General features: G+C 52.6%; 31 protein-coding genes. All 31 read left to right on the forward strand.

Annotated features, from left to right (window positions below; all coding sequences use genetic code 11):
- Positions 1 to 69: 69 nt before the first annotated feature.
- The 31 genes from rpoC to rpsD all read left to right on the forward strand — a co-directional run bounded on the left by rpoC (position 70) and on the right by rpsD (position 19,387).
- Positions 70 to 4,479: a DNA-directed RNA polymerase subunit beta' gene (gene rpoC / locus GN112_RS28700; protein WP_155313298.1), complete on the forward strand. Its 4,410-nt coding sequence runs from the start codon at positions 70 to 72 to the stop codon at positions 4,477 to 4,479.
- 112 nt (positions 4,480 to 4,591) lie between these two features.
- Positions 4,592 to 4,963: a 30S ribosomal protein S12 gene (gene rpsL, locus GN112_RS28705; protein ID WP_155313299.1), complete on the forward strand. Its 372-nt coding sequence runs from the start codon at positions 4,592 to 4,594 to the stop codon at positions 4,961 to 4,963.
- 40 nt (positions 4,964 to 5,003) lie between these two features.
- Positions 5,004 to 5,474: a 30S ribosomal protein S7 gene (gene rpsG / locus GN112_RS28710; protein ID WP_155313300.1), complete on the forward strand. Its 471-nt coding sequence runs from the start codon at positions 5,004 to 5,006 to the stop codon at positions 5,472 to 5,474.
- A gap of 127 nt (positions 5,475 to 5,601) precedes the next feature.
- The gene (gene tuf / locus GN112_RS28715) at positions 5,602 to 6,795 is read left to right on the forward strand and encodes an elongation factor Tu (RefSeq protein ID WP_155313290.1); all 1,194 of its coding nucleotides are present in this window, start codon (positions 5,602 to 5,604) and stop codon (positions 6,793 to 6,795) included.
- 17 nt (positions 6,796 to 6,812) lie between these two features.
- The gene (gene rpsJ, locus GN112_RS28720) at positions 6,813 to 7,124 is read left to right on the forward strand and encodes a 30S ribosomal protein S10 (RefSeq protein WP_456236859.1); all 312 of its coding nucleotides are present in this window, start codon (positions 6,813 to 6,815) and stop codon (positions 7,122 to 7,124) included.
- A 15-nt stretch (positions 7,125 to 7,139) separates the two neighbouring features.
- Positions 7,140 to 7,769, forward strand: coding sequence for a 50S ribosomal protein L3 (gene rplC, locus GN112_RS28725; protein WP_155313301.1), 630 nt, complete (start codon positions 7,140 to 7,142; stop codon positions 7,767 to 7,769).
- A gap of 81 nt (positions 7,770 to 7,850) precedes the next feature.
- A complete protein-coding gene (gene rplD, locus GN112_RS28730) occupies positions 7,851 to 8,471 on the forward strand; it encodes a 50S ribosomal protein L4 (protein WP_155313302.1) in 621 nt (206 codons plus the stop codon).
- Entirely contained in the window at positions 8,471 to 8,758 is a 288-nt protein-coding gene (gene rplW / locus GN112_RS28735) for a 50S ribosomal protein L23 (protein ID WP_155313303.1), read from the forward strand. Before rplD ends, rplW begins: the two co-directional genes overlap by 1 nt.
- 17 nt (positions 8,759 to 8,775) lie before the next feature.
- A complete protein-coding gene (gene rplB, locus GN112_RS28740; protein WP_155313304.1) occupies positions 8,776 to 9,600 on the forward strand; it encodes a 50S ribosomal protein L2 in 825 nt (274 codons plus the stop codon).
- Positions 9,601 to 9,667: 67 nt separating this feature from the next.
- Entirely contained in the window at positions 9,668 to 9,949 is a 282-nt protein-coding gene (gene rpsS / locus GN112_RS28745; RefSeq protein WP_155313305.1) for a 30S ribosomal protein S19, read from the forward strand.
- A 16-nt stretch (positions 9,950 to 9,965) separates the two neighbouring features.
- The gene (gene rplV / locus GN112_RS28750) at positions 9,966 to 10,307 is read left to right on the forward strand and encodes a 50S ribosomal protein L22 (protein WP_155313306.1); all 342 of its coding nucleotides are present in this window, start codon (positions 9,966 to 9,968) and stop codon (positions 10,305 to 10,307) included.
- Between the two features lie 13 nt (positions 10,308 to 10,320).
- Positions 10,321 to 10,971 carry a 30S ribosomal protein S3 gene (rpsC, locus tag GN112_RS28755; RefSeq protein WP_155313307.1) on the forward strand — a complete coding sequence of 217 codons (651 nt, stop codon included), beginning with the start codon at positions 10,321 to 10,323 and terminating at the stop codon, positions 10,969 to 10,971.
- A gap of 18 nt (positions 10,972 to 10,989) precedes the next feature.
- Complete coding sequence (gene rplP / locus GN112_RS28760) at positions 10,990 to 11,406, forward strand: 50S ribosomal protein L16 (protein WP_155313308.1); 417 nt, start codon at positions 10,990 to 10,992, stop codon at positions 11,404 to 11,406.
- On the forward strand, positions 11,403 to 11,606 hold the full coding sequence (gene rpmC, locus GN112_RS28765) for a 50S ribosomal protein L29 (protein WP_155313309.1): 204 nt from the start codon (positions 11,403 to 11,405) through the stop codon (positions 11,604 to 11,606). The genes rplP and rpmC overlap by 4 nt, the downstream gene beginning before the upstream one ends.
- A gap of 9 nt (positions 11,607 to 11,615) precedes the next feature.
- Positions 11,616 to 11,873, forward strand: coding sequence for a 30S ribosomal protein S17 (gene rpsQ, locus GN112_RS28770; protein ID WP_155313310.1), 258 nt, complete (start codon positions 11,616 to 11,618; stop codon positions 11,871 to 11,873).
- Between the two features lie 18 nt (positions 11,874 to 11,891).
- Positions 11,892 to 12,260 carry a 50S ribosomal protein L14 gene (gene rplN / locus GN112_RS28775; RefSeq protein WP_155313311.1) on the forward strand — a complete coding sequence of 123 codons (369 nt, stop codon included), beginning with the start codon at positions 11,892 to 11,894 and terminating at the stop codon, positions 12,258 to 12,260.
- Positions 12,261 to 12,289: 29 nt separating this feature from the next.
- Entirely contained in the window at positions 12,290 to 12,619 is a 330-nt protein-coding gene (gene rplX / locus GN112_RS28780; protein WP_162459163.1) for a 50S ribosomal protein L24, read from the forward strand.
- Between the two features lie 32 nt (positions 12,620 to 12,651).
- Positions 12,652 to 13,191, forward strand: a complete 540-nt coding sequence (rplE, locus tag GN112_RS28785; RefSeq protein WP_155313312.1) for a 50S ribosomal protein L5 — start codon at positions 12,652 to 12,654, stop codon at positions 13,189 to 13,191.
- A gap of 29 nt (positions 13,192 to 13,220) precedes the next feature.
- Positions 13,221 to 13,406 carry a type Z 30S ribosomal protein S14 gene (locus GN112_RS28790; RefSeq protein WP_155313313.1) on the forward strand — a complete coding sequence of 62 codons (186 nt, stop codon included), beginning with the start codon at positions 13,221 to 13,223 and terminating at the stop codon, positions 13,404 to 13,406.
- Positions 13,407 to 13,443: 37 nt separating this feature from the next.
- The gene (gene rpsH, locus GN112_RS28795; protein WP_462477458.1) at positions 13,444 to 13,848 is read left to right on the forward strand and encodes a 30S ribosomal protein S8; all 405 of its coding nucleotides are present in this window, start codon (positions 13,444 to 13,446) and stop codon (positions 13,846 to 13,848) included.
- A 78-nt stretch (positions 13,849 to 13,926) separates the two neighbouring features.
- Positions 13,927 to 14,466, forward strand: coding sequence for a 50S ribosomal protein L6 (rplF, locus tag GN112_RS28800; protein ID WP_155313315.1), 540 nt, complete (start codon positions 13,927 to 13,929; stop codon positions 14,464 to 14,466).
- Positions 14,467 to 14,536: 70 nt separating this feature from the next.
- The gene (gene rplR, locus GN112_RS28805) at positions 14,537 to 14,905 is read left to right on the forward strand and encodes a 50S ribosomal protein L18 (RefSeq protein WP_155313316.1); all 369 of its coding nucleotides are present in this window, start codon (positions 14,537 to 14,539) and stop codon (positions 14,903 to 14,905) included.
- Between the two features lie 26 nt (positions 14,906 to 14,931).
- On the forward strand, positions 14,932 to 15,429 hold the full coding sequence (gene rpsE / locus GN112_RS28810; protein ID WP_155313317.1) for a 30S ribosomal protein S5: 498 nt from the start codon (positions 14,932 to 14,934) through the stop codon (positions 15,427 to 15,429).
- A 27-nt stretch (positions 15,430 to 15,456) separates the two neighbouring features.
- The gene (rpmD, locus tag GN112_RS28815; RefSeq protein ID WP_414736154.1) at positions 15,457 to 15,630 is read left to right on the forward strand and encodes a 50S ribosomal protein L30; all 174 of its coding nucleotides are present in this window, start codon (positions 15,457 to 15,459) and stop codon (positions 15,628 to 15,630) included.
- Positions 15,631 to 15,633: 3 nt separating this feature from the next.
- On the forward strand, positions 15,634 to 16,074 hold the full coding sequence (gene rplO, locus GN112_RS28820; RefSeq protein WP_155313319.1) for a 50S ribosomal protein L15: 441 nt from the start codon (positions 15,634 to 15,636) through the stop codon (positions 16,072 to 16,074).
- Positions 16,075 to 16,076: 2 nt separating this feature from the next.
- Positions 16,077 to 17,387 carry a preprotein translocase subunit SecY gene (secY, locus tag GN112_RS28825; RefSeq protein WP_155313320.1) on the forward strand — a complete coding sequence of 437 codons (1,311 nt, stop codon included), beginning with the start codon at positions 16,077 to 16,079 and terminating at the stop codon, positions 17,385 to 17,387.
- A 70-nt stretch (positions 17,388 to 17,457) separates the two neighbouring features.
- Complete coding sequence (gene infA, locus GN112_RS28830; RefSeq protein WP_054696899.1) at positions 17,458 to 17,676, forward strand: translation initiation factor IF-1; 219 nt, start codon at positions 17,458 to 17,460, stop codon at positions 17,674 to 17,676.
- Positions 17,677 to 17,766: 90 nt separating this feature from the next.
- Positions 17,767 to 17,880 carry a 50S ribosomal protein L36 gene (gene rpmJ, locus GN112_RS28835; RefSeq protein WP_083456323.1) on the forward strand — a complete coding sequence of 38 codons (114 nt, stop codon included), beginning with the start codon at positions 17,767 to 17,769 and terminating at the stop codon, positions 17,878 to 17,880.
- 13 nt (positions 17,881 to 17,893) lie between these two features.
- On the forward strand, positions 17,894 to 18,274 hold the full coding sequence (gene rpsM / locus GN112_RS28840; protein ID WP_155313321.1) for a 30S ribosomal protein S13: 381 nt from the start codon (positions 17,894 to 17,896) through the stop codon (positions 18,272 to 18,274).
- Positions 18,275 to 18,300: 26 nt separating this feature from the next.
- Positions 18,301 to 18,687 (forward strand): 30S ribosomal protein S11, encoded by a 387-nt coding sequence (gene rpsK / locus GN112_RS28845; RefSeq protein WP_155313322.1) that lies wholly within the window; start codon positions 18,301 to 18,303, stop codon positions 18,685 to 18,687.
- Between the two features lie 70 nt (positions 18,688 to 18,757).
- Positions 18,758 to 19,387, forward strand: a complete 630-nt coding sequence (gene rpsD / locus GN112_RS28850; protein WP_155313323.1) for a 30S ribosomal protein S4 — start codon at positions 18,758 to 18,760, stop codon at positions 19,385 to 19,387.
- Positions 19,388 to 19,461 lie beyond the last annotated feature (74 nt).

Consider the following 19,461-nt stretch of genomic DNA (forward strand, 5'->3'; position numbering starts at 1 on the left):
GCGGGGCCGCGTGGAAAGAGTGACCTGCCACCTGACCCATCATCCTTAACGCCTTTAAAGGAAACAGTTATGGAAACACTATACGATTTTTTCTCCAAGCCGACAGACCCCCGGCGCTATACCGGCGTCAAAGTCTCGCTGGCTTCTTCCGACCAGATCCGGCAATGGTCCCATGGCGAGATCAAAAAACCGGAGACCATAAATTATCGAACCTTCAAGCCGGAACGCGACGGACTGTTCTGTGCAAAGATCTTCGGGCCGACCAAGGACTACGAATGCAACTGCGGTAAATATAAGCGGATGAAGCATCGCGGAGTGATCTGCGAGAAGTGCGGCGTCGAGGTTATTCAGTCCAAGGTCCGCCGTGAGCGCATGGGGCATATCGAACTGGCCACTCCGGTTTCGCATATCTGGTTCCTCAAGAGCCTGCCCAGCAAGATCGGCAACCTTCTCGATATCACGCTCAAAAATATGGAGAAGGTGCTCTATTTTGACTCCTATATCGTCATTGACCCCAAGGACACCGCCCTGACCCGGGGCCAACTGTTGTCCGACGAGAAATACCAGGAAGCCATCGATACGTACGGCTTTGGCAAGTTCGAGGCCGGTATCGGTGCGGAAGCCGTCAAGGTCCTTTTGGAAAGTATCGAGCTGGACGAACTCTATCAGGAACTGCGCAAGGATATCCGCGCCACCAGCAGTGTGGCCAAACGGCAGAAACTCTCCAAGCGCCTCAAGATCGTGGATGCGTTCATGCGTTCGGGGCTGGAGCCGGTCTGGATGATCATGGATGTCATCCCGGTGCTGCCGCCTGACCTGAGGCCCCTGGTTCCATTGGAAGGCGGGCGTTTTGCGACTTCCGATCTCAATGACCTTTACCGGCGGGTGATCAACCGCAACAACCGGCTCAAGCGGCTCATGGATCTGAAGGCGCCGGAAATCATCGTGCGCAACGAAAAACGGATGCTGCAGGAGTCGGTGGACGTGCTCTTTGACAATGGCCGCCATGGCCGTGTGATCACGGGCACCAACAAACGGCCGCTCAAATCCCTGAGTGATACCCTCAAAGGCAAGCAGGGCCGGTTCCGGCAGAACCTTTTGGGCAAACGCGTGGATTACTCTGGACGTACGGTCATCACCGTCGGGCCGAACCTGCGGTTGCATCAGTGCGGGCTGCCCAAGAAGATGGCCCTGGAGCTGTTCAAACCCTTTGTCTACTACCGGCTGGAGCAAAAGGGACTGGTTTCGACCGTGAAAAGTGCCAAGAAGATGGTCGAGCGCGAAGTCCCGGAGGTGTGGGACACCCTGGATGAAGTGGTCAAGGAGTACCCGGTGATGCTCAACCGTGCACCGACCTTGCACCGACTGGGCATTCAGGCCTTTGAACCGACGCTGATCGAGGGCAAGGCCATTCAGCTTCATCCGCTGGTTTGTACGGCGTTCAATGCCGACTTCGACGGAGACCAGATGGCCGTGCATGTGCCGTTGTCCGTTGAATCCCAGATCGAAGCCCGCGTCCTGATGCTGGCCAGCAACAACATCCTGTCGCCGGCCAATGGCAGCCCGATCATTGTCCCCAGCCAGGACATCGTTCTGGGCTTATACTACATGACCCGCAGAAAAGATGGCTGCCGGGGTGAGGGCAAGGTTTTTGCCAATCCAGAAGAAGTCCGCGCCGCCTACGACGGCCGTGCCGTTGACCTGCATGCCAATATTATTGTGCGTATCGCCGGGCAGCGCGTGGAAACGTCCGTGGGGCGGATTCTGCTTTGGGAAATCATGCCCAAAGAAGAGGTGGTGCGGCTGCGGCACATCATGACCAGCGATCAGAAGACACTGGAAACCGCTATGGATGCCGCCAAGGCCGGAGAGGATTTCGAGGGGCTTGTCGAGACCTACTCGGAAAGCCCTGACAAGAAGAGTAACGGGGAGATCGGACTGCTCAGGCGAGAGGATATGATCCGTATTTTCGAGGCGGAGTCAGGCGATGTCGCCGCCCTGTTCCGGCTTTCCGAAAACGATTTTTCACCGATCATCTCGACCGCTACCGGATATCATTTTTTCCAGTTGATCGAGCGGCGACCGGAAATTCCATTTGAAACCATCAACAAGGTCATGGACAAGGGTGCCCTGCGCGGGCTGGTCGATTATGTCTACCGGAATCTCGGTCCCAAGGCGACGGTCATTCTGGCCGACCGGTTGAAAGACATCGGATACAAGTATTCGACCAAAGGCGGCCTTTCCATTTCCATCGATGCCATGATCATTCCGGATAAAAAGGGCGATATTCTCGGCCGTGCGGACAGACAAGTGGTGGAAATCGGCCGTCAGTATACCGAGGGTCTGATCACCCAGGGGGAGAAATACAACAAGGTCGTTGATATCTGGGCCAAGGCCACTGACGATGTGGCCAACGAAATGATGGACGCCATGAAGGTGGAGCCGGCGGTCGATGCCCAGGGCAACCCCAAACTGGATGACTCCGGTCAGGCGCTCATGGTCGAGAGTTTTAATCCCATTTACATGATGGCCGACTCCGGCGCCCGCGGCAGCAAGGACCAGATGCGTCAGCTGGCCGGTATGCGGGGGCTGATGGCCAAGCCCTCCGGCGAGATTATCGAAACCCCGATTCAGGCCAACTTCCGTGAAGGGCTATCCGTGCTGCAGTACTTCATTTCCACCCATGGCGCCCGCAAAGGGTTGGCCGACACCGCATTGAAGACGGCCAACTCCGGTTACCTGACCCGGCGTCTGGCGGATGTGGCCCAGGATTGTGCCGTGGTGGAGGATGACTGCGGGACCACCCTGGGCGTTGAGGTCGAACCCCTGCTCGAAGGCGGCGAAGTGATCCAGCGCCTCAGTGAGCGTATTCTGGGGCGGACCACCCTGAATGACATTTTGGATCCGTTTACCGATGAGGTGATCATCCGGGGGGGCAAAGAGATTGACGAAAGTGATGCCCTGAAAATCGAAAATGCCGGCGTCACCAACGTGTTGATCCGATCGGTACTGACCTGCAAGACCAAACATGGCGTTTGCGCCAAATGTTACGGTCGTGATCTGGCCCACGGGCGGACGGTCGAGATGGGACAGGCTGTGGGGATCCTGGCCGCCCAGTCGATCGGTGAGCCCGGGACCCAGCTGACCATGCGCACCTTTCACATTGGTGGTACGGCCAGCCGGCGTGTGGAGCAGGCCGATATTCGTGCTCGGACCGTCGGGAAGATCAAGTTCGTGGATCTCAACGTGGTTAAAAATGCGGACAATGAACTGATCGTCATGAACCGCCGGGGTGGAGAATTCGCCATTGTGGGCGACACCGGCCGTGAGCGTGAACGATGTCCGGTTATCTATGGCGCCCACATCGTGGTGCAGGAAGGCCAGATGGTCAATCCCGGCGATCTGTTGGCCGTCTGGGATCCCTTCACGACACCCATCATCACCGAGGTGCCCGGGAGCGTGAAATTTGGTGACCTGATTCCGGGAAAGACGATCCAGGAAAAGGTCGACCCGGTTACCGGTAAATCCAGTCGTACCGTTATCGAGTCGAAAACCGCCGAAGAGCGCCCCCGCATCTCCATAAAAGGAGAGGACGGCAAGACCGCCAGGCTTCCCAAAGGTTCGGGAATGGCACGCTATATCCTACCGGTGGATGCCATCGTTATGGTGGAGGAGGGCGATCCGGTAAAAGCTGGCGACATTATTGCCAAGCTGCCCCGAGCGACAACCAAAACCAAGGATATTACCGGTGGTCTTCCCCGGGTGGCCGAGCTCTTTGAAGTCAGAAAACCGAAGGAAGTCGCGGTATTGAGTGAAATTGACGGCTACGTTTCGATTTCCAAGGCCACCAAGAAAGGCAAGCAGCGGGTCACGATCTCACCGGTGGATGTGGGTGAGAAGAAGGAGTACCTGATCCCCCGCGGCAAGCATATCAATGTCTACGAGGGCGATTACATCAGGGCGGGAGAACCCCTGATCGGCGGGGCGGCCAACCCTCAGGACATCCTGAAGATCAAAGGGGAAGTCGCCCTGGCCAAATACCTGGTTGACGAGGTTCAGGAAGTCTACCGCCTGCAGGGAGTGCGCATCAACGACAAACACATCGAGGTGATTGTGCGTCAGATGATGCGACGGGTGAAAGTCACCGACATCGGCGACACCGACTTTATTCTTGAAGAACAGGTGGACAAAATCACCTTTGAGGAAGCTAATGAGGCGATTATCGCCAAAGGTGGAAAGCCGGCGACGGCCGAGCCGTTGATTTTGGGGATCACCAAGGCGTCACTCAGCACCGACAGCTTTATTTCAGCCGCTTCGTTTCAGGAGACCACCAAAGTGTTGACCGATGCCAGTATTGCCGGTTCGGTGGATGGGCTGCGGGGTCTCAAGGAGAATGTCATTATGGGGCGGATCATTCCCGCCGGAACCGGGGTTTCTGAATACCGAACTCTTGCCGTGACCGCAAACCGGACCGATTGATGGAGCGGATGCTGACTTTAAAAATATTATTGACAAATGGAGTCGTAAACGATACTAAGCCAGTTTCTGTGCGCGACAAAAATGATGCCAAAGACCAGTTGAAGGGGTTATTATGCCAACAATCAACCAGCTAGTACGTAAGGGCCGGAAAAGAGTAGAAAAAAAGACCAACACACCGGCGCTTAAAGGTGCACCTCAAAAAAGAGGGGTCTGTACCCGTGTCTATACATCAACACCCAAAAAGCCAAACTCGGCGTTGCGGAAAGTCGCCAGGGTGCGTTTGACCACTGGTGTGGAGGTCACGGCGTATATCCCCGGGATTGGGCACAATCTGCAGGAGCACTCGGTCGTATTGGTCCGTGGCGGCCGCGTCAAAGACCTTCCCGGTGTCCGTTATCACATTGTTCGTGGAACCCTGGATACGCTTGGCGTGGATGGCCGGCGGCAGGGGCGGTCCAAGTATGGTGCCAAGCGGCCGAAATAGTCCGGCTGATATTTGCTACTTAATTAAAATGGTGTGAACTATGCCGAGAAGAAGAGAAGTCCCTGAACGGGTAATCATCCCGGATGTTAAATACAACAGCAAGCTGGTCTCGAAATTTATTGCCTCCATCATGCGCGATGGGAAGAAAAGCACCGCCGAAACATTGCTCTACGGCGCCTTTGATATTATCAGCGAGAAAACCAATGAAGAACCACTGAAGGTTTTCGAAAAGGCGCTCGACAATGTGAAACCGATGATCGAAGTCAAATCCAGGCGTGTGGGTGGATCGACATACCAGGTACCTACCGAAATCCGGCCTTCCCGCAGAACAGCCCTGGGAATCCGCTGGGTCATCGGCTATGCGCGCAGTCGCGGGGAAAAAGGGTTCGACGCCAAACTGGCCGGGGAACTGATGGATGCTGCCAACAATCGTGGCGCTTCGGTTAAAAAGCGCGAGGACACGCATAAGATGGCAGATGCCAACAAGGCTTTTGCCCATTACCGCTGGTAAGGACTTACTTCCATATATTTTTTATCTGCACTAGGTTTTGAGCGGTGATCAGGCCGATCCGCTGCCTGACGATCAAAGCCTATTGCCTTGTTGGGGTAACACTCCCCGTTAACAGGAGGACCGGGAGATGGCGAAGGAAAAATTTGAGAGGACAAAGCCGCATGTCAACGTAGGTACGATCGGGCATATCGACCATGGCAAGACGACCCTGACGGCAGCGATCACCAAGCTGAGCGGGATGCGTGGGATGGCGGATTTCATTCCGTTCGACGAGATTGACAAGGCGCCCGAGGAGAAGGAGCGGGGGATCACGATTGCCACGGCCCACGTGGAGTACGAGACGGCCACTCGCCATTACGCGCACGTGGACTGCCCGGGCCATGCGGACTACATCAAGAACATGATTACCGGCGCCGCCCAGATGGACGGAGCGATTCTGGTGGTGGGCGCCGACGACGGCCCGATGCCCCAGACCCGTGAGCACATTCTTCTGGCCCGCCAGGTGGGTGTTCCCCGGATCATCGTCTTTTTGAACAAATGCGACATGGTGGATGATGAAGAGCTGATCGAGCTGGTGGAGCTGGAGTTGCGGGAGCTTCTGGACAAGTACGAGTTTCCCGGTGACGACACGCCGATCATCCGTGGCAGCGCATTGAAGGCGCTGGAGAGTGACAGTGTGGACGCGGAAGAAGCGAAGTGCATTTTCGAGCTTCTGGATGCGATTGACAGCTATATTCCGGAGCCGGAGCGCGACGTGGACAAACCGTTTTTGATGCCGATCGAAGACGTGTTCAGCATTTCCGGCCGGGGTACCGTGGTAACGGGCCGTGTGGAGCGCGGCATCATCCATGTGGGTGACAACGTAGAGATCGTGGGTATCCGCGAAACCGCCAAGACGGTATGTACCGGAGTGGAGATGTTCCGCAAGCTGCTTGATGAAGGTCAGGCGGGGGACAACATCGGGGTATTGCTGCGCGGCACCAAGCGTGACGAAGTCGAACGCGGCCAGGTGGTGGCGGCACCGGGATCGATTACGCCGCACACGAAGTTCAAAGCCGAGGCGTACATTCTGAGCAAGGAAGAAGGAGGCCGTCACACCCCGTTTTTCAACGGTTATCGTCCGCAGTTTTATTTCCGGACCACGGACGTGACGGGGATTTTGAATCTTCCCGAGGGCGTTGAGATGGTGATGCCCGGTGACAACGTGGCCATCACGGCGGAGCTGATCACGCCGATCGCCATGGAGAAAGAGCTTCGGTTTGCCATCCGTGAGGGCGGTCGTACGGTCGGCGCCGGTGTCGTCAGCGAAATTATCGAATAAAAAGAGAGTCGGTAACAATGATAATGAACTCCAAAATCAGGATCAGGCTGAAAGCTTACGATCACAAGCTTCTGGACCAGTCGGCCAGTGACATCTTCGACACGGCAAAAAAAACCGGTGCCAAAGTTGTCGGACCGATTCCACTGCCTACGAAAATAAATAAGTTTTGTGTCCTGCGCTCCCCCCACGTGGATAAAAAATCCAGGGAACAGTTCGAAATGCGGACTCATAAAAGGCTTCTTGATATTCTTGAGCCGACCCAGCAGACCGTTGATGCGCTGATGAAGCTTGATCTGTCTCCTGGCGTCGATGTGGAGATCAAACTTTAATACGGGATATGAGAGATGTGTAAAGGACTGGTTGGAAAAAAACTGGGCATGACATCGCTGTTCGCGTCCAATGGGAAATACATCCCTGTCACCGTCTTGCAAGTCGGTCCCTGTGTTATTACGCAGATCAAGAAGCTTGCCACTGACGGATATCAGGCGCTTCAGATCGGTTTCGGTGATAAAAAACCGAGCAAAACGACCAAACCGCTGCAAGGCCACTTCAAAAAAAGCGGTGACGGTTGTTATCGCACGGTGAAGGAAGTTGGCGTCGAGAACCCGGATGAGTACACGCTGGGGCAGATGATCGGTACCGAACTTTTTTCTATCGGAGAAAAAGTGAATGTTACCGGTACCACCAAAGGCCGTGGTTTTTCGGGTGTAATGAAAAGACATGGTTTCGGTGGCGGGCGCCAGACCCATGGCTGCAAGAACCACCGGGTTCCGGGATCTATCGGGTGTAGTGCCTGGCCGGCGAAAGTCATCAAGGGAAAACGAATGCCCGGGCAATACGGGGTTGAGACGAAAACGGTCAGAAACCTGGAAATTGTCGATATCCGTCCGGAAGAGAATCTCATCCTGCTGAATGGACCTGTACCGGGTTCCAAATCAGCTATCGTAACGATTAACAAGGTCCTTTTCGCTTAATCAAAAGGATCCCGAGCTGACCGCCGACCCGCTTGACCAAAAAAACGATGGGGGACCGGGTGGCAGTGGACGAGGAACATTATGGCTGTTGTTGATGTAATAAATATTGCCGGAGAAGTCGTCACTCAAACGGAATTGAATGAAACGATTTTCAATGTGCCGGTTAAAAAGAGCGTGCTTCACCAGGTTGTTACCGCTCAACTGGCTGGTCGGAGGGCCGGATCGGCGTCGGTCAAACGGCGTTCCGATGTCAGGGGCAGCCGCCACAAACTCTACCGCCAGAAGGGAACGGGGCGTGCCCGCAAGGGCGACATCAAATCTCCCGTGCTGCGCGGGGGCGGTGTCGTCTTCGGTCCGGATCCCCGGGACTATTCCAAAAAAGTCCTTAAAAAAGTGCGCAAACTTGCCCTGAAAATGGCTTTGTCCAGTAAAGTTCAGGAGCAGCAGTTGATCGTTGTCGATCGCATTGACCTGGATGAAATCAAAACCCGTGTGTTTGCCGGAATCGTAAAGACCATCGATGCCACAAAGGCGCTGATCGTTACCGGCGAGAAGAACGAGCGATTGGAACTTTCATCCCGCAACATTCCTGGCGTCAAGATTCTTCAGACCGAAGGACTGAACGTCTACGATATCCTTAAATACCCCAAGCTGGTCATCCTCCAACCGGCGATTGAAGGGATAGAGGGGAGATTGGGCTGATGAATCAATACGACATCATAAAAAGACCGGTGATTACCGAGAAAACCAGTATTCAGAAAGAGGAATGCAACCAGGTCTCCTTCGAGGTCGATAAACGGGCCAACCGGGTCGAAATTGCCAGAGCCATCGAAAAAATATTTAACGTCAAGGTGGCCAAGACCCAAACCGCCCACGTCAGGGGAAAGACCACGCGACGGGGTCGTATTCTCGGAAAACGCAAAGACTGGAAAAAAGCCATCGTGACTTTGATGCCAGGTGAACGGATCGACTTTTTTGAAGGTGTATAGACGCTAGGAGCTTAGAGATGGCAATTAGAAAAGTAAAACCGACCAGCCCGGGACGTCGATTCCAACACTACGCCGGCTTCGAAGAGATTACCAAGACGACACCTGAAAAAAGTCTGGTACGAATTCTGAAAAAGAGTGGCGGCCGTAACGCCAATGGCCGTGTGACCAGTCGGCATCGGGGTGGCGGGCATAAACGATACTACCGCTTGATTGACTTTAAAAGGGATAAGGATGGAATTCCGGCCACCGTCGCCGCCATCGAATACGATCCCAACCGGTCTGCACGGATCGCCCTGTTGCATTATGCGGACGGTGAAAAACGGTATATCATCGCCCCGCTGAAGCTGTCGGTTGGAGATACGGTGATGTCCGGTCCCGAAGCGGACATTCAGGCCGGCAACGCACTCCCGCTGGCCAATATTCCGCTGGGAACGCATATTCACAACATCGAACTGAAACTCGGCAAGGGCGGGCAGATTGTTCGTAGCGCCGGAACCTTCGCCCAGCTGATGGCCAAGGAAGACCGCTATGCGCTGGTGAAGCTGCCTTCTGGCGAAGTCCGCATGGTTTTGCTGAACTGCAAGGCAACCATCGGACAGCTTGGCAATGTCACCCACGAAAACGTTTCCCTGGGAAAGGCCGGACGCAGGCGATGGCAAGGACGCCGGCCCGAGGTACGCGGTGTGGCCATGAATCCGGTGGATCATCCCATGGGCGGCGGTGAAGGACGGTCCTCCGGCGGACGGCACCCGTGCTCTCCGTGGGGAATGCCCACCAAGGGATACCGTACCCGCAAAAATAAACGAACCGATCGTTATATCGTCAAGCGGCGTACCAAATAGCACCGGATTCAACGGGGCGGCCTCCCTCACCCCCGCACCGAATTAACGGAATATTGCAGGAGAAATAATGCCACGTTCGTTAAAAAAAGGTCCTTTCATCGACCCGAAACTGTTTAAAAAGGTGACTGAAGCCCAGAATTCCAGGAGCAACCAGGTGATTAAAACCTGGTCGCGGCGGTCCACTATCCTGCCTGAAATGGTAGGTATCACTTTGGCCGTTCACAACGGAAGAAAATTTATCCCGGTTTTTGTTAGTGAGAACATGGTGGGTCACAAGCTGGGCGAATTTTCACCGACGCGAACCTATTACGGGCACGCAGCGGATAAAAAATCTAAAGTTAAAAGATAAAAAAGGAAGGCCCTAAATGGAGGTCAGAGCTACTCAACGACATGTGCGCATCTCTCCCCAGAAGGTGAGGATGATCGCCGACGCCATCAAAGGCAAACCGGCCGAGGATGCGATCAACGCACTCAAATTCATGCCGCAGAAATCTGCCGGCATCGTCGAAAAAATCATGCGATCGGCGGTTGCCAATGCCGACCAGAACACAAGCATCGATGTCGACGAACTGATTGTCAGCAATCTGCTTGTTGATCAGGGGCCGTCGCTGAAACGATTTAAGGCAAGGGCCAGGGGCAGAGGCGCGCGTATACTCAAAAGAACCTCACATATCACTGTCGTGCTATCCGAAGGTTTAGTCCATTAAGGAGGAAATTAGCTTGGGCCAGAAAGTCAACCCTATTTCACTAAGGCTGGGGATCGTAAAGACCTGGGAATCCCGGTGGTTTGCCGGCAAGAAATATGCGGATTACATCTTTGAAGACTACCAGATCCGAAAATTCATCAAAGGTAAACTGCATCATGCCGGTGTATCTAAAATCGAAATTGAACGGTCTACCCGCAGGGTTCGACTTCGAATCTTCACGGCCCGTCCCGGAATCGTTATCGGGAAAAAGGGGTCGGAAATCGAAAAGCTCAAGAAAGAACTTGAGGGTCGCGTCAGCCAGGAAGTGCTCATCGACATCCAGGAAATCCGGAAGCCCGAAGTGGATGCCCAGCTCGTTGCTGAAAATGTCGCCATGCAGATCGAACGCCGGGTGGCATTCCGGCGGGCGATGAAGCGCGGCGTTTCCTCGGCCATGCGGTTCGGCGCCCAAGGCGTTAAGATCATTTGTTCCGGTCGGTTGGGGGGCGCCGAAATGGCCCGTACCGAATGGTATCGCGAAGGACGTGTGCCACTGCACACTTTGCGTGCGGATATTGACTACGGCATTACCGAAGCCAGAACCACCTATGGAATCGTCGGAATTAAGGTTTTTGTTTTCCATGGGGAAATTCTCAAAAAGGATCAAGCCGAAATTAGTGGATAGGCTTGTGGGAGATACGACATGCTGAGCCCCAAAAAGGTCAAATATCGAAAGAGTCAAAAGGGAAGAATGAAGGGCGCCGCCTATCGGGGCTGCAATCTGAATTTCGGCGAATTCGGGCTGCAGGCCATCGACTGCGGCCGAATTTCCTCCAAACAAATCGAGGCGGCACGTATCGCCATGACGCGCCACGTAAAAAGAGGCGGGAAAATATGGATTCGATTGTTTCCGGATAAACCTTACACCAAAAAACCCGCTGAAGTCCGCATGGGTAAGGGAAAAGGCGCGCCCGAAGGCTGGGTGGCGGTCATCAAGCCCGGTCGAGTGCTTTATGAAATGACCGGCGTCAGCCGGGAGATGGCCAAGGAAGCCCTTCGCCTCGCTGCTCACAAGCTTCCCATCAAAACACGGTTTGTGGAGAGGAGTGAGCAACTATGAAGGCATCAGAAATCAGAGACCTCGGTTCCGTCGAGATTCAGCAGAAAGTCGCCGATATGAAAGAAACTCTGTTCAATTTGCGATTTCAGCACGAAATCGGTCAACTCGAGAATCCGAAAAAGATCACACAGACGAAAAAGGATATCGCTCGGTTGAATACGATTTTGAACGAGAAACTGAAACCCTCAAAAGAAAATTAAGATGCGGTTATGAAAACTCGTGGAATAAAAAGACAACTTATCGGTACCGTGGTCAGCGACAAAATGGATAAAACCGCAGTCGTACAAGTGGAGCGACTCGTCAAACATCCACTTTACAAAAAATATATCCGCCGGCGCAACAAGTTCGCCGCCCACGACACAGACAACAGCTGTAACATCGGTGATAAAGTGATGATCACTGAGTCGCGACCCATCAGCAAGCAAAAGCGGTGGCGAGTTTCCGAAATCATCGAAAAAGCCGTGTAGCGAAAAAGGACGATAAACATGATTCAGGCCGAAACAAAACTTACAGTTGCGGACAATTCTGGTGCGCGTGCGGTATACTGCATCAAGGTTTTGGGGGGCTCCAAAAGACGCTACGCCGGGATTGGGGACATTATCGTCGTTGCGGTCAAAGAGGCCATTCCAAACGCCAAAGTGAAAAAAGGCGACGTGCTGAAAGCTGTCGTCGTGCGCACGAAAAAGGAAATCCGGCGACCCGACGGCTCTTATATCCGGTTCGACGACAACTCAGCCGTGCTGATCAACAATCAGCGTGAACCGCTAGGCACTCGTATTTTCGGACCCGTGGCCCGTGAACTCCGTGCAAAACGATTCATGAAAATCGTATCACTTGCCCCTGAGGTCTTGTAACCATGGCCTCGCCTTGTGGAGAAAGACAAATGATCAAAGACTCGATACAGATTAAAAAGGACGACAAAGTAAAGGTCATTGCCGGCAAAGATAAAGGCAAGGTCGGCAAGGTCCTTAAAGTCATCCATAAAAAGAATCGCCTGCTCATCGAAAACATCAATGTTGTCAAGCGGCACACCAAACCCAATGCCCAGAACCGGCAGGGCGGGATACTCGAGAGCGAAGCGCCAATCCACTGGTCCAATGTCATGCTGATGTGTAACAAATGCATTGAACCGGTCAGGGTGAAAAACAAAGTCCTGGACGATGGCAAAAAGGTCCGCATCTGCAGAAAATGCAATGAAATCATAGACGCCTAGTACCGGATGAGGTGGGCTCTCGGAGGATGAACATGTCAGAGCTAAAGAATTACTACCACGAAACGGTAGTGCCGAAGCTAAAAGAGAAATTCACCTACAGCAACCCCATGCAGGTTCCCAAGATTGTCAAGGTCGTCCTTAACATGGGGTTGGGTGAAGCGATACACAATATCAAAATTATTGACGCTGCCGTTGAAGAACTCAAGCTGATTTCCGGTCAGCAGCCGGTGGTCACCCGGGCGAAGAAATCCATTGCTGCCTTTAAGCTTCGCGAAGGAATGCCCATTGGTTGCATGGTTACCCTGCGGAAAGACCGGATGTATGATTTTCTGAACAAATTGATCAACGTGGCACTGCCGCGCGTCAGAGATTTCAGAGGAATTTCCGGTAAGGCGTTCGATGGAGCCGGCAATTACTCGCTGGGCGTCAAAGAGCAGCTGATTTTTCCCGAGATCGATTATGACAAGATCGACAAGATCAAGGGGCTTAACATCAGCATCGTGACAACTGCAAAAAACAACGCTGAAGGCAAAGAACTCCTCAAATTGATGGGGATGCCCTTTAGAAATTAATACAGCCTGGTGGTTACAAGGAGAGAGCATTGGCGAAGACATCACTCAGAGAAAAGGCAAAACGGAAACCGAAGTTCAGTGTGCGGACTTACAATCGGTGCCCCATATGTGGAAGACCGCGTGGCTTCATCAGAAAATTCGGCATCTGCCGTATCTGCTTCCGTAATCTGGCTTCCCAGGGCCGTCTCCCCGGCGTTGTTAAGTCCAGTTGGTAATCACCCGTAGGAAGAGACCCCTTAACAACTAATAGAGGTGGAAACAGCAATGAGCGATCCTATTGCCGATATGCTAACCCGCATCCGGAATGGCGGGAAGGCCAAACACAACAGTGTCGACATTCCAGGCTCCAAGATAAAAACCGAGATCGCCAAAGTTCTAAAAGAATCAGGCTACATCCGTAACTACAAATTTATCAATGATAGCAAGCAGGGCGTCCTGAGAGTTTACTTGAAATACACCGGGGCCCAAAAACATACGATTATCAATATCGAGCGGATCAGTAAACCCAGCCGGCGAAACTATTTGAATGCAAAATCCGTCAAACCGGTTTACAACGGCCTTGGTATTGCCGTCATGTCCACTTCCCAGGGTGTGATGACAGATAAAATGGCAAGGGAGAAAAACATCGGCGGGGAAGTTCTCTGCACCGTCTGGTAAAATGTCTAATCGTTTGTTCAGCAGCCGTATGAGATATCGATCTTGCTGGCTACTGGATGAAACAATGAGGTGCACAACATGTCTCGAGTAGGCAAAAAAGTAATCACAATTCCTCAGAAGACCAGCGTTGATTTCAAAGATCACGTGTTGGTTGTAAAAGGGGAGAAGGGGACCCTGAGCCGGACCATTCATCCGGGTGTCGATCTATCTGTGGGTGGGGATTCGATATCAGTGGTGATCGAAAACGAGGACCGGAAGTCACGTTCTATCCAGGGGTTGACCCGCAGCCTGGTCGCCAACATGGTTGAGGGGGTCAGCAAGGGATTCGAAAAGGTTCTCGAGATCAACGGCATCGGTTACCGCGCAGAAATGAAGGGAAACTCGATTCTGTTGAATCTGGGATACTCCCACCCCATTGATTTCGCGCTGCCGGAAGGGATCAGTGCCACGGTTGACAAGAACAACGTGATTCGGCTGACCGGTATCGATAAGGAAAAGGTGGGTCAGACGGCCGCATCAATTCGGAAGCTGAGAAAACCGGAGCCTTACAAGGGCAAGGGGATTAAGTACGCTGATGAGTATATCCAGCGGAAGGCCGGCAAAACCGGTACGAAATAACCAGCGCTGATTCAGCAGCGTTGCCTGATGCGGCCCAAGTATGATCAAGCGGCCATCAAAGGAAAGACAAATGGGCTCGACAAACCAGAAAAAAGAAATTTGGCTTAAGCGCAAAAAACGCATCCGGAAAAGCATCATCAGTTCTGCCGAAAGACCACGATTGAGCGTATTCAGGAGCAGCAAGCACATTTACGGGCAGATTATCGATGATACCACCGGAACGACCATCGCGGCTGCCTGCAGCAACGAAAAGGAAGTCAAGGCGCAACCGAAATTCGACAGCAAAGTCGCCAAAGCCGTTTTCACCGGTAAGTTGCTTGCAGAACGCGCCAAGGACAAGGGCGTAAAAAAGGTTGTTTTCGATCGTAACGGTTTTCTCTATCATGGACGGATTAAGGCTTTTTCCGAGGGTGCCCGGGAAGCCGGACTTGACTTTTAGCTTACATTTTTGAAGGAGGCAAACCCTTGTTCAAGCAAGATACAGAAGACAACCAGCTGATCGACAAGGTCGTTCACATCAGCCGCGTGGCAAAAGTGGTCAAAGGCGGTCGCCGATTCAGTTTCAGTGCCATCGTCGTCGTCGGTGATGGTGAAGGAAGCGTCGGTTACGGACTTGGAAAGGCTGGGGAGGTTCCTGAAGCGATCCGTAAAGGCGTTGAAAAAGCCAAAAAGAACATGGTCAAAGTCCCCCTGACCGAAGGTACCGTTCCTTTTCGGGTAATCGGTAAATTCGGAGCCGGACGGGTCATGCTTAAACCTGCCTCCGAGGGAACCGGCGTTATCGCCGGAGGGGCTGTGCGTGCCGTCCTGGAAGCCGTCGGCGTACAGAACATACTGACCAAATGCATGGGAACCAACAATCCGCATAACGTGGTCAAAGCCACCGTCGACGGACTCAAGCAACTCGAAAGTATCGAGTCGGTTGCCGCCAGACGGGGACTGAACGTCCAGGATTTGAGATAAGGATAAGGAAAGCGAACCATGAGCAGTATGCTAAAAATCACGTTGGTTAAAAGCATGATCGGAAGGCCTGAAAAACACCGCAAGGTGCTTCGCGGAATGGGGCTGACAAAAATGAATCGATCAGTTGAATTGCAAAATACGCCTTCCATCAGAGGAATGGTTCAAAAGGTATCCCACTTGGTGGTTGCCGAGGAGAAATAACCCATGAGACTCAACGATCTGGCACCCGCAAAGGGCCAAAAGAAGGCGAAAAAACGAATTGGTCGAGGGGTAGGATCCGGTTTTGGAAAGACCGCCGGCAGGGGTAGCAAGGGGCAGAACGCCCGTTCCGGAGGCGGTGTCAGGCCTGGATACGAAGGGGGACAGATGCCCATCCACCGGCGTCTGCCCAAACGGGGGTTCAAGAACCATTTTAAAAAAGTTTATGCCATCATCAACGTTCAGGATTTGAACCGATTCGAATCCGACGCAGTGGTTGACGAAGTCGCTTTGGTTAAGACCGGCCTGGTAAAAGGAGACCGGGATGGCATCAAGGTTCTCGGCAAAGGCGATGTACAGATTCCACTGACCGTTCGCATCAACGGATTCAGTGAGAGTGCCAAACAGAAAATTGAGGCCGCCGGCGGAAAGATAGAGGTCGTCTAACAATGGTGGGTAGCGGATTCGGAAACATTTTTAAAATTCCTGAACTGAAAAAGCGCATTCTGTACACGTTGGCACTGCTTTTCGTCTACAGAATCGGCGTTCATGTTCCGACGCCGGGAATCGATACCGTTGCACTGGCTTCCTTTTTCGCCAAAATGGAAGGTACCATCTTCGGTATTTTCAATATGTTCTCAGGCGGTGCACTGGAGCAGCTTTCCGTTTTCGCGCTGGGGATCATGCCCTACATCAGTGCATCCATCATACTGCAACTGCTTACCGTCGTCATTCCGCACCTGGAGCGGCTGAAAAATGAAGGCGAACAGGGACGAAAAAAAATCACCCAGTACACGCGATACGGCACCGTTATACTAAGTATCATTCAGGGGTTAGGAATCAGCGTCGGGCTGGAGAGCATGACCTCTCCTGGGGGCGCACCGATTGTGCTCATGCCGGGTTGGGGATTTCGATTAATGACCGTTCTGACACTGACAGCGGGAACGGCGTTTATCATGTGGCTGGGAGAGCAGATTACCGAGCGGGGCATCGGCAATGGCATTTCACTGATCATTTTCGCCGGTATCGTCGCCCGAATGCCGACCGCCATCATGAATACCTTCCGGTTAATTTCAACCGGAGAGATGAACATTTTCGCGCTGGTCGTACTGCTTGCCCTGATGATTGTCGTGGTGGGATTCATTATTTTTGTCGAGCAGGGACAGCGTCGAATACCGGTCCAGTATGCCAAGCGGGTCGTCGGACGGCGGATGTACGGTGGCCAGAGTACCCACCTGCCGCTTAAAATTAATACATCCGGTGTAATTCCACCGATTTTTGCATCCTCGATCATCATGTTTCCGGCTACTATCGCGAGCTTCATCACGATTCCCTGGATGAAATCCATTGCCGATTCCATGCGGCCTGGAAACCTGTTTTATGAACTGCTCTACGTTGGCTTCATCTTTTTCTTCTGTTATTTTTATACGGCGGTTACCTTCAACCCCGTCGATGTCGCGGATAACATGAAAAAGAATGGCGGGTACATCCCCGGTATCCGCCCGGGAAAACGGACCGCCGACTACATCGATCGGGTACTGACCCGGATAACTTTGGGCGGAGCGATTTACGTATCGGCCGTCTGTGTGCTGCCGTCTATACTGATCAGTCGGTTTAACGTGCCTTTCTACTTTGGCGGTACGGCGCTGCTGATTGTCGTGGGTGTTGCCATTGATACGGTGGCACAGATGGAATCGCATATGCTGACGCGGCACTACGAAGGGTTTTTGAAAAAGGGCGGAATACGCGGTCGACGGTAATTGAATCCGGAAACCGGAGCGGCGGCAAACGAAGCCTAACGAATAACACGATGCGGGGCAGGAGAATAGAATGGCAAAAGAAGAGGCCATCAAGGTAGAAGGCATTGTCTTGGAGACACTGCCGAATGCAATGTTTAAAGTTGAACTAGAAAACAAACACCAGGTATTGGCGCACATTTCTGGTAAGATGCGTATGCATTTTATCAAAATCCTGCCTGGCGATAAGGTTACGGTTGAACTGTCACCTTATGACCTGACACGTGGCCGAATCACCTATCGTTCAAAATAAAAGCTAAGGCACTTAAAAGCCAAGAAACGATTTCCGTAACGCGGAAGTATCCACCGCTTGGGCAACTTGAGCGGCATGAAGGAGTCAACCATGAAGGTCAGAGCATCCGTTAGGAAGATTTGCAGCAAATGCAAAATCATCAAGCGAAAAGGGACCGTACGGGTTATCTGTGAGAACAAAAGACACAAACAGAGGCAAGGTTAGAGGAGGTTGAGCTTTGGCTAGAATCGCTGGTGTAGACTTACCTAGACGAAAACGGATAGAAATCGGTCTGACCTATATCTACGGTATCGGTAGAACCACTTCGAACCGTATCCTCAGTAAACTGAATATTGACCCGAATACCAATACAGACGATCTTTCCGAGGCAGAGGTAAACAACATTCGCAAGGTCATCGACAGCGAACACAAGGTTGAAGGTGAACTGCGAACCGAAGTTTCCATGAACATCAAGCGGCTTATGGACCTGGGGTGTTATCGGGGACTCCGTCACCGCCGCTCTTTACCTGTCCACGGCCAGCGGACCAGCACCAATGCCAGGACACGGAAAGGTCCCAAGCGGTCTGCGATCAAGAAAAAAGGCGCGGCTAAAAAGTAATTCAATCACCTGTCAGGAAAAGATAAATGCCTAGAAAAACCAAGACCAAGAAAAAGGAAAGAAAGAACATCTCCAGCGGAGTGGTTCACATTCAGTCCACCTTCAATAACACGATCGTAACCATTACCGATGCCATGGGGAATGTGGTGGCCTGGTCCAGCGCCGGTATTCACGGATTCAAGGGATCCCGAAAAAGCACGCCATTTGCCGCCCAATTGACTGCCGAGGACGCGGCCAAAAAGGCGATGGAACATGGAATGAAGAGTGTCGAGGTGTATGTTAAGGGGCCTGGGGCTGGCCGCGAGTCCGCACTTCGTGCCCTTCAGGCAGCTGGATTCAATGTCGTTATGATCAAAGACGTGACGCCCATTCCGCATAATGGCTGTCGCCCGCCGAAAAGACGGCGAGTGTAGACCAAGGGACTGGTCATCCAACGTTTTTTGAAGCGCGCCATGAAAAGGTCTGGTTTAAAAGGAGGACGAATTGGCAAGATACAGAGGTTCCGTCTGCAGGATATGCCGACGTGAAAATATGAAATTATTTCTAAAAGGGGATCGCTGTTATTCCGATAAATGCGCATTCGACCGGCGCGGATATGCACCTGGCGAACACGGGCAGAGAAGACGGGGAAAACCATCGGATTACGGAATTCAACTTCGTGAAAAGCAGAAAGTCAAGAACACCTACGGACTTTCGGAAAAACAGTTCAGGCTTTTTTTCGAGAAGGCCGACCGGCAGAAAGGCATAACCGGAACGAACCTGCTTATTTTGCTCGAAAGGCGGCTGGACAATGTGGTTTACCGGCTCGGTTTTACCAATTCAAGGACTCAGGGAAGACACTTTGTCAGACATAACCACTTTCTGGTCAACGGGAAGCGGGTTAACATCCCCAGCTACTTGGTCAACGTTGGCGATACGGTCGAGGTCGTAGAGAAAAGTCGCGCCGTTCAGATCATCAGCGACTCACTTGACGCCGTTGTCAGACGCGGGATGCCTCAGTGGCTGGCTGTCGAAAAAGAAAAATTCAAAGGCGAGATCAAAAGTTTCCCAGTTCGCGAAGACCTTACGCTACCGATGCAGGAACAACTCATCGTAGAGCTCTATTCGAAATAAAGTTGCATAGCACTATTCGAGGACGAGCCTGCTTGAGAAATTAACTGCATTGATATTTAAATCCTTCTTGGAGA

Origin of the sequence: Desulfosarcina ovata subsp. ovata, assembly GCF_009689005.1 — a bacterium.
Lineage (GTDB): Bacteria > Desulfobacterota > Desulfobacteria > Desulfobacterales > Desulfosarcinaceae > Desulfosarcina > Desulfosarcina ovata.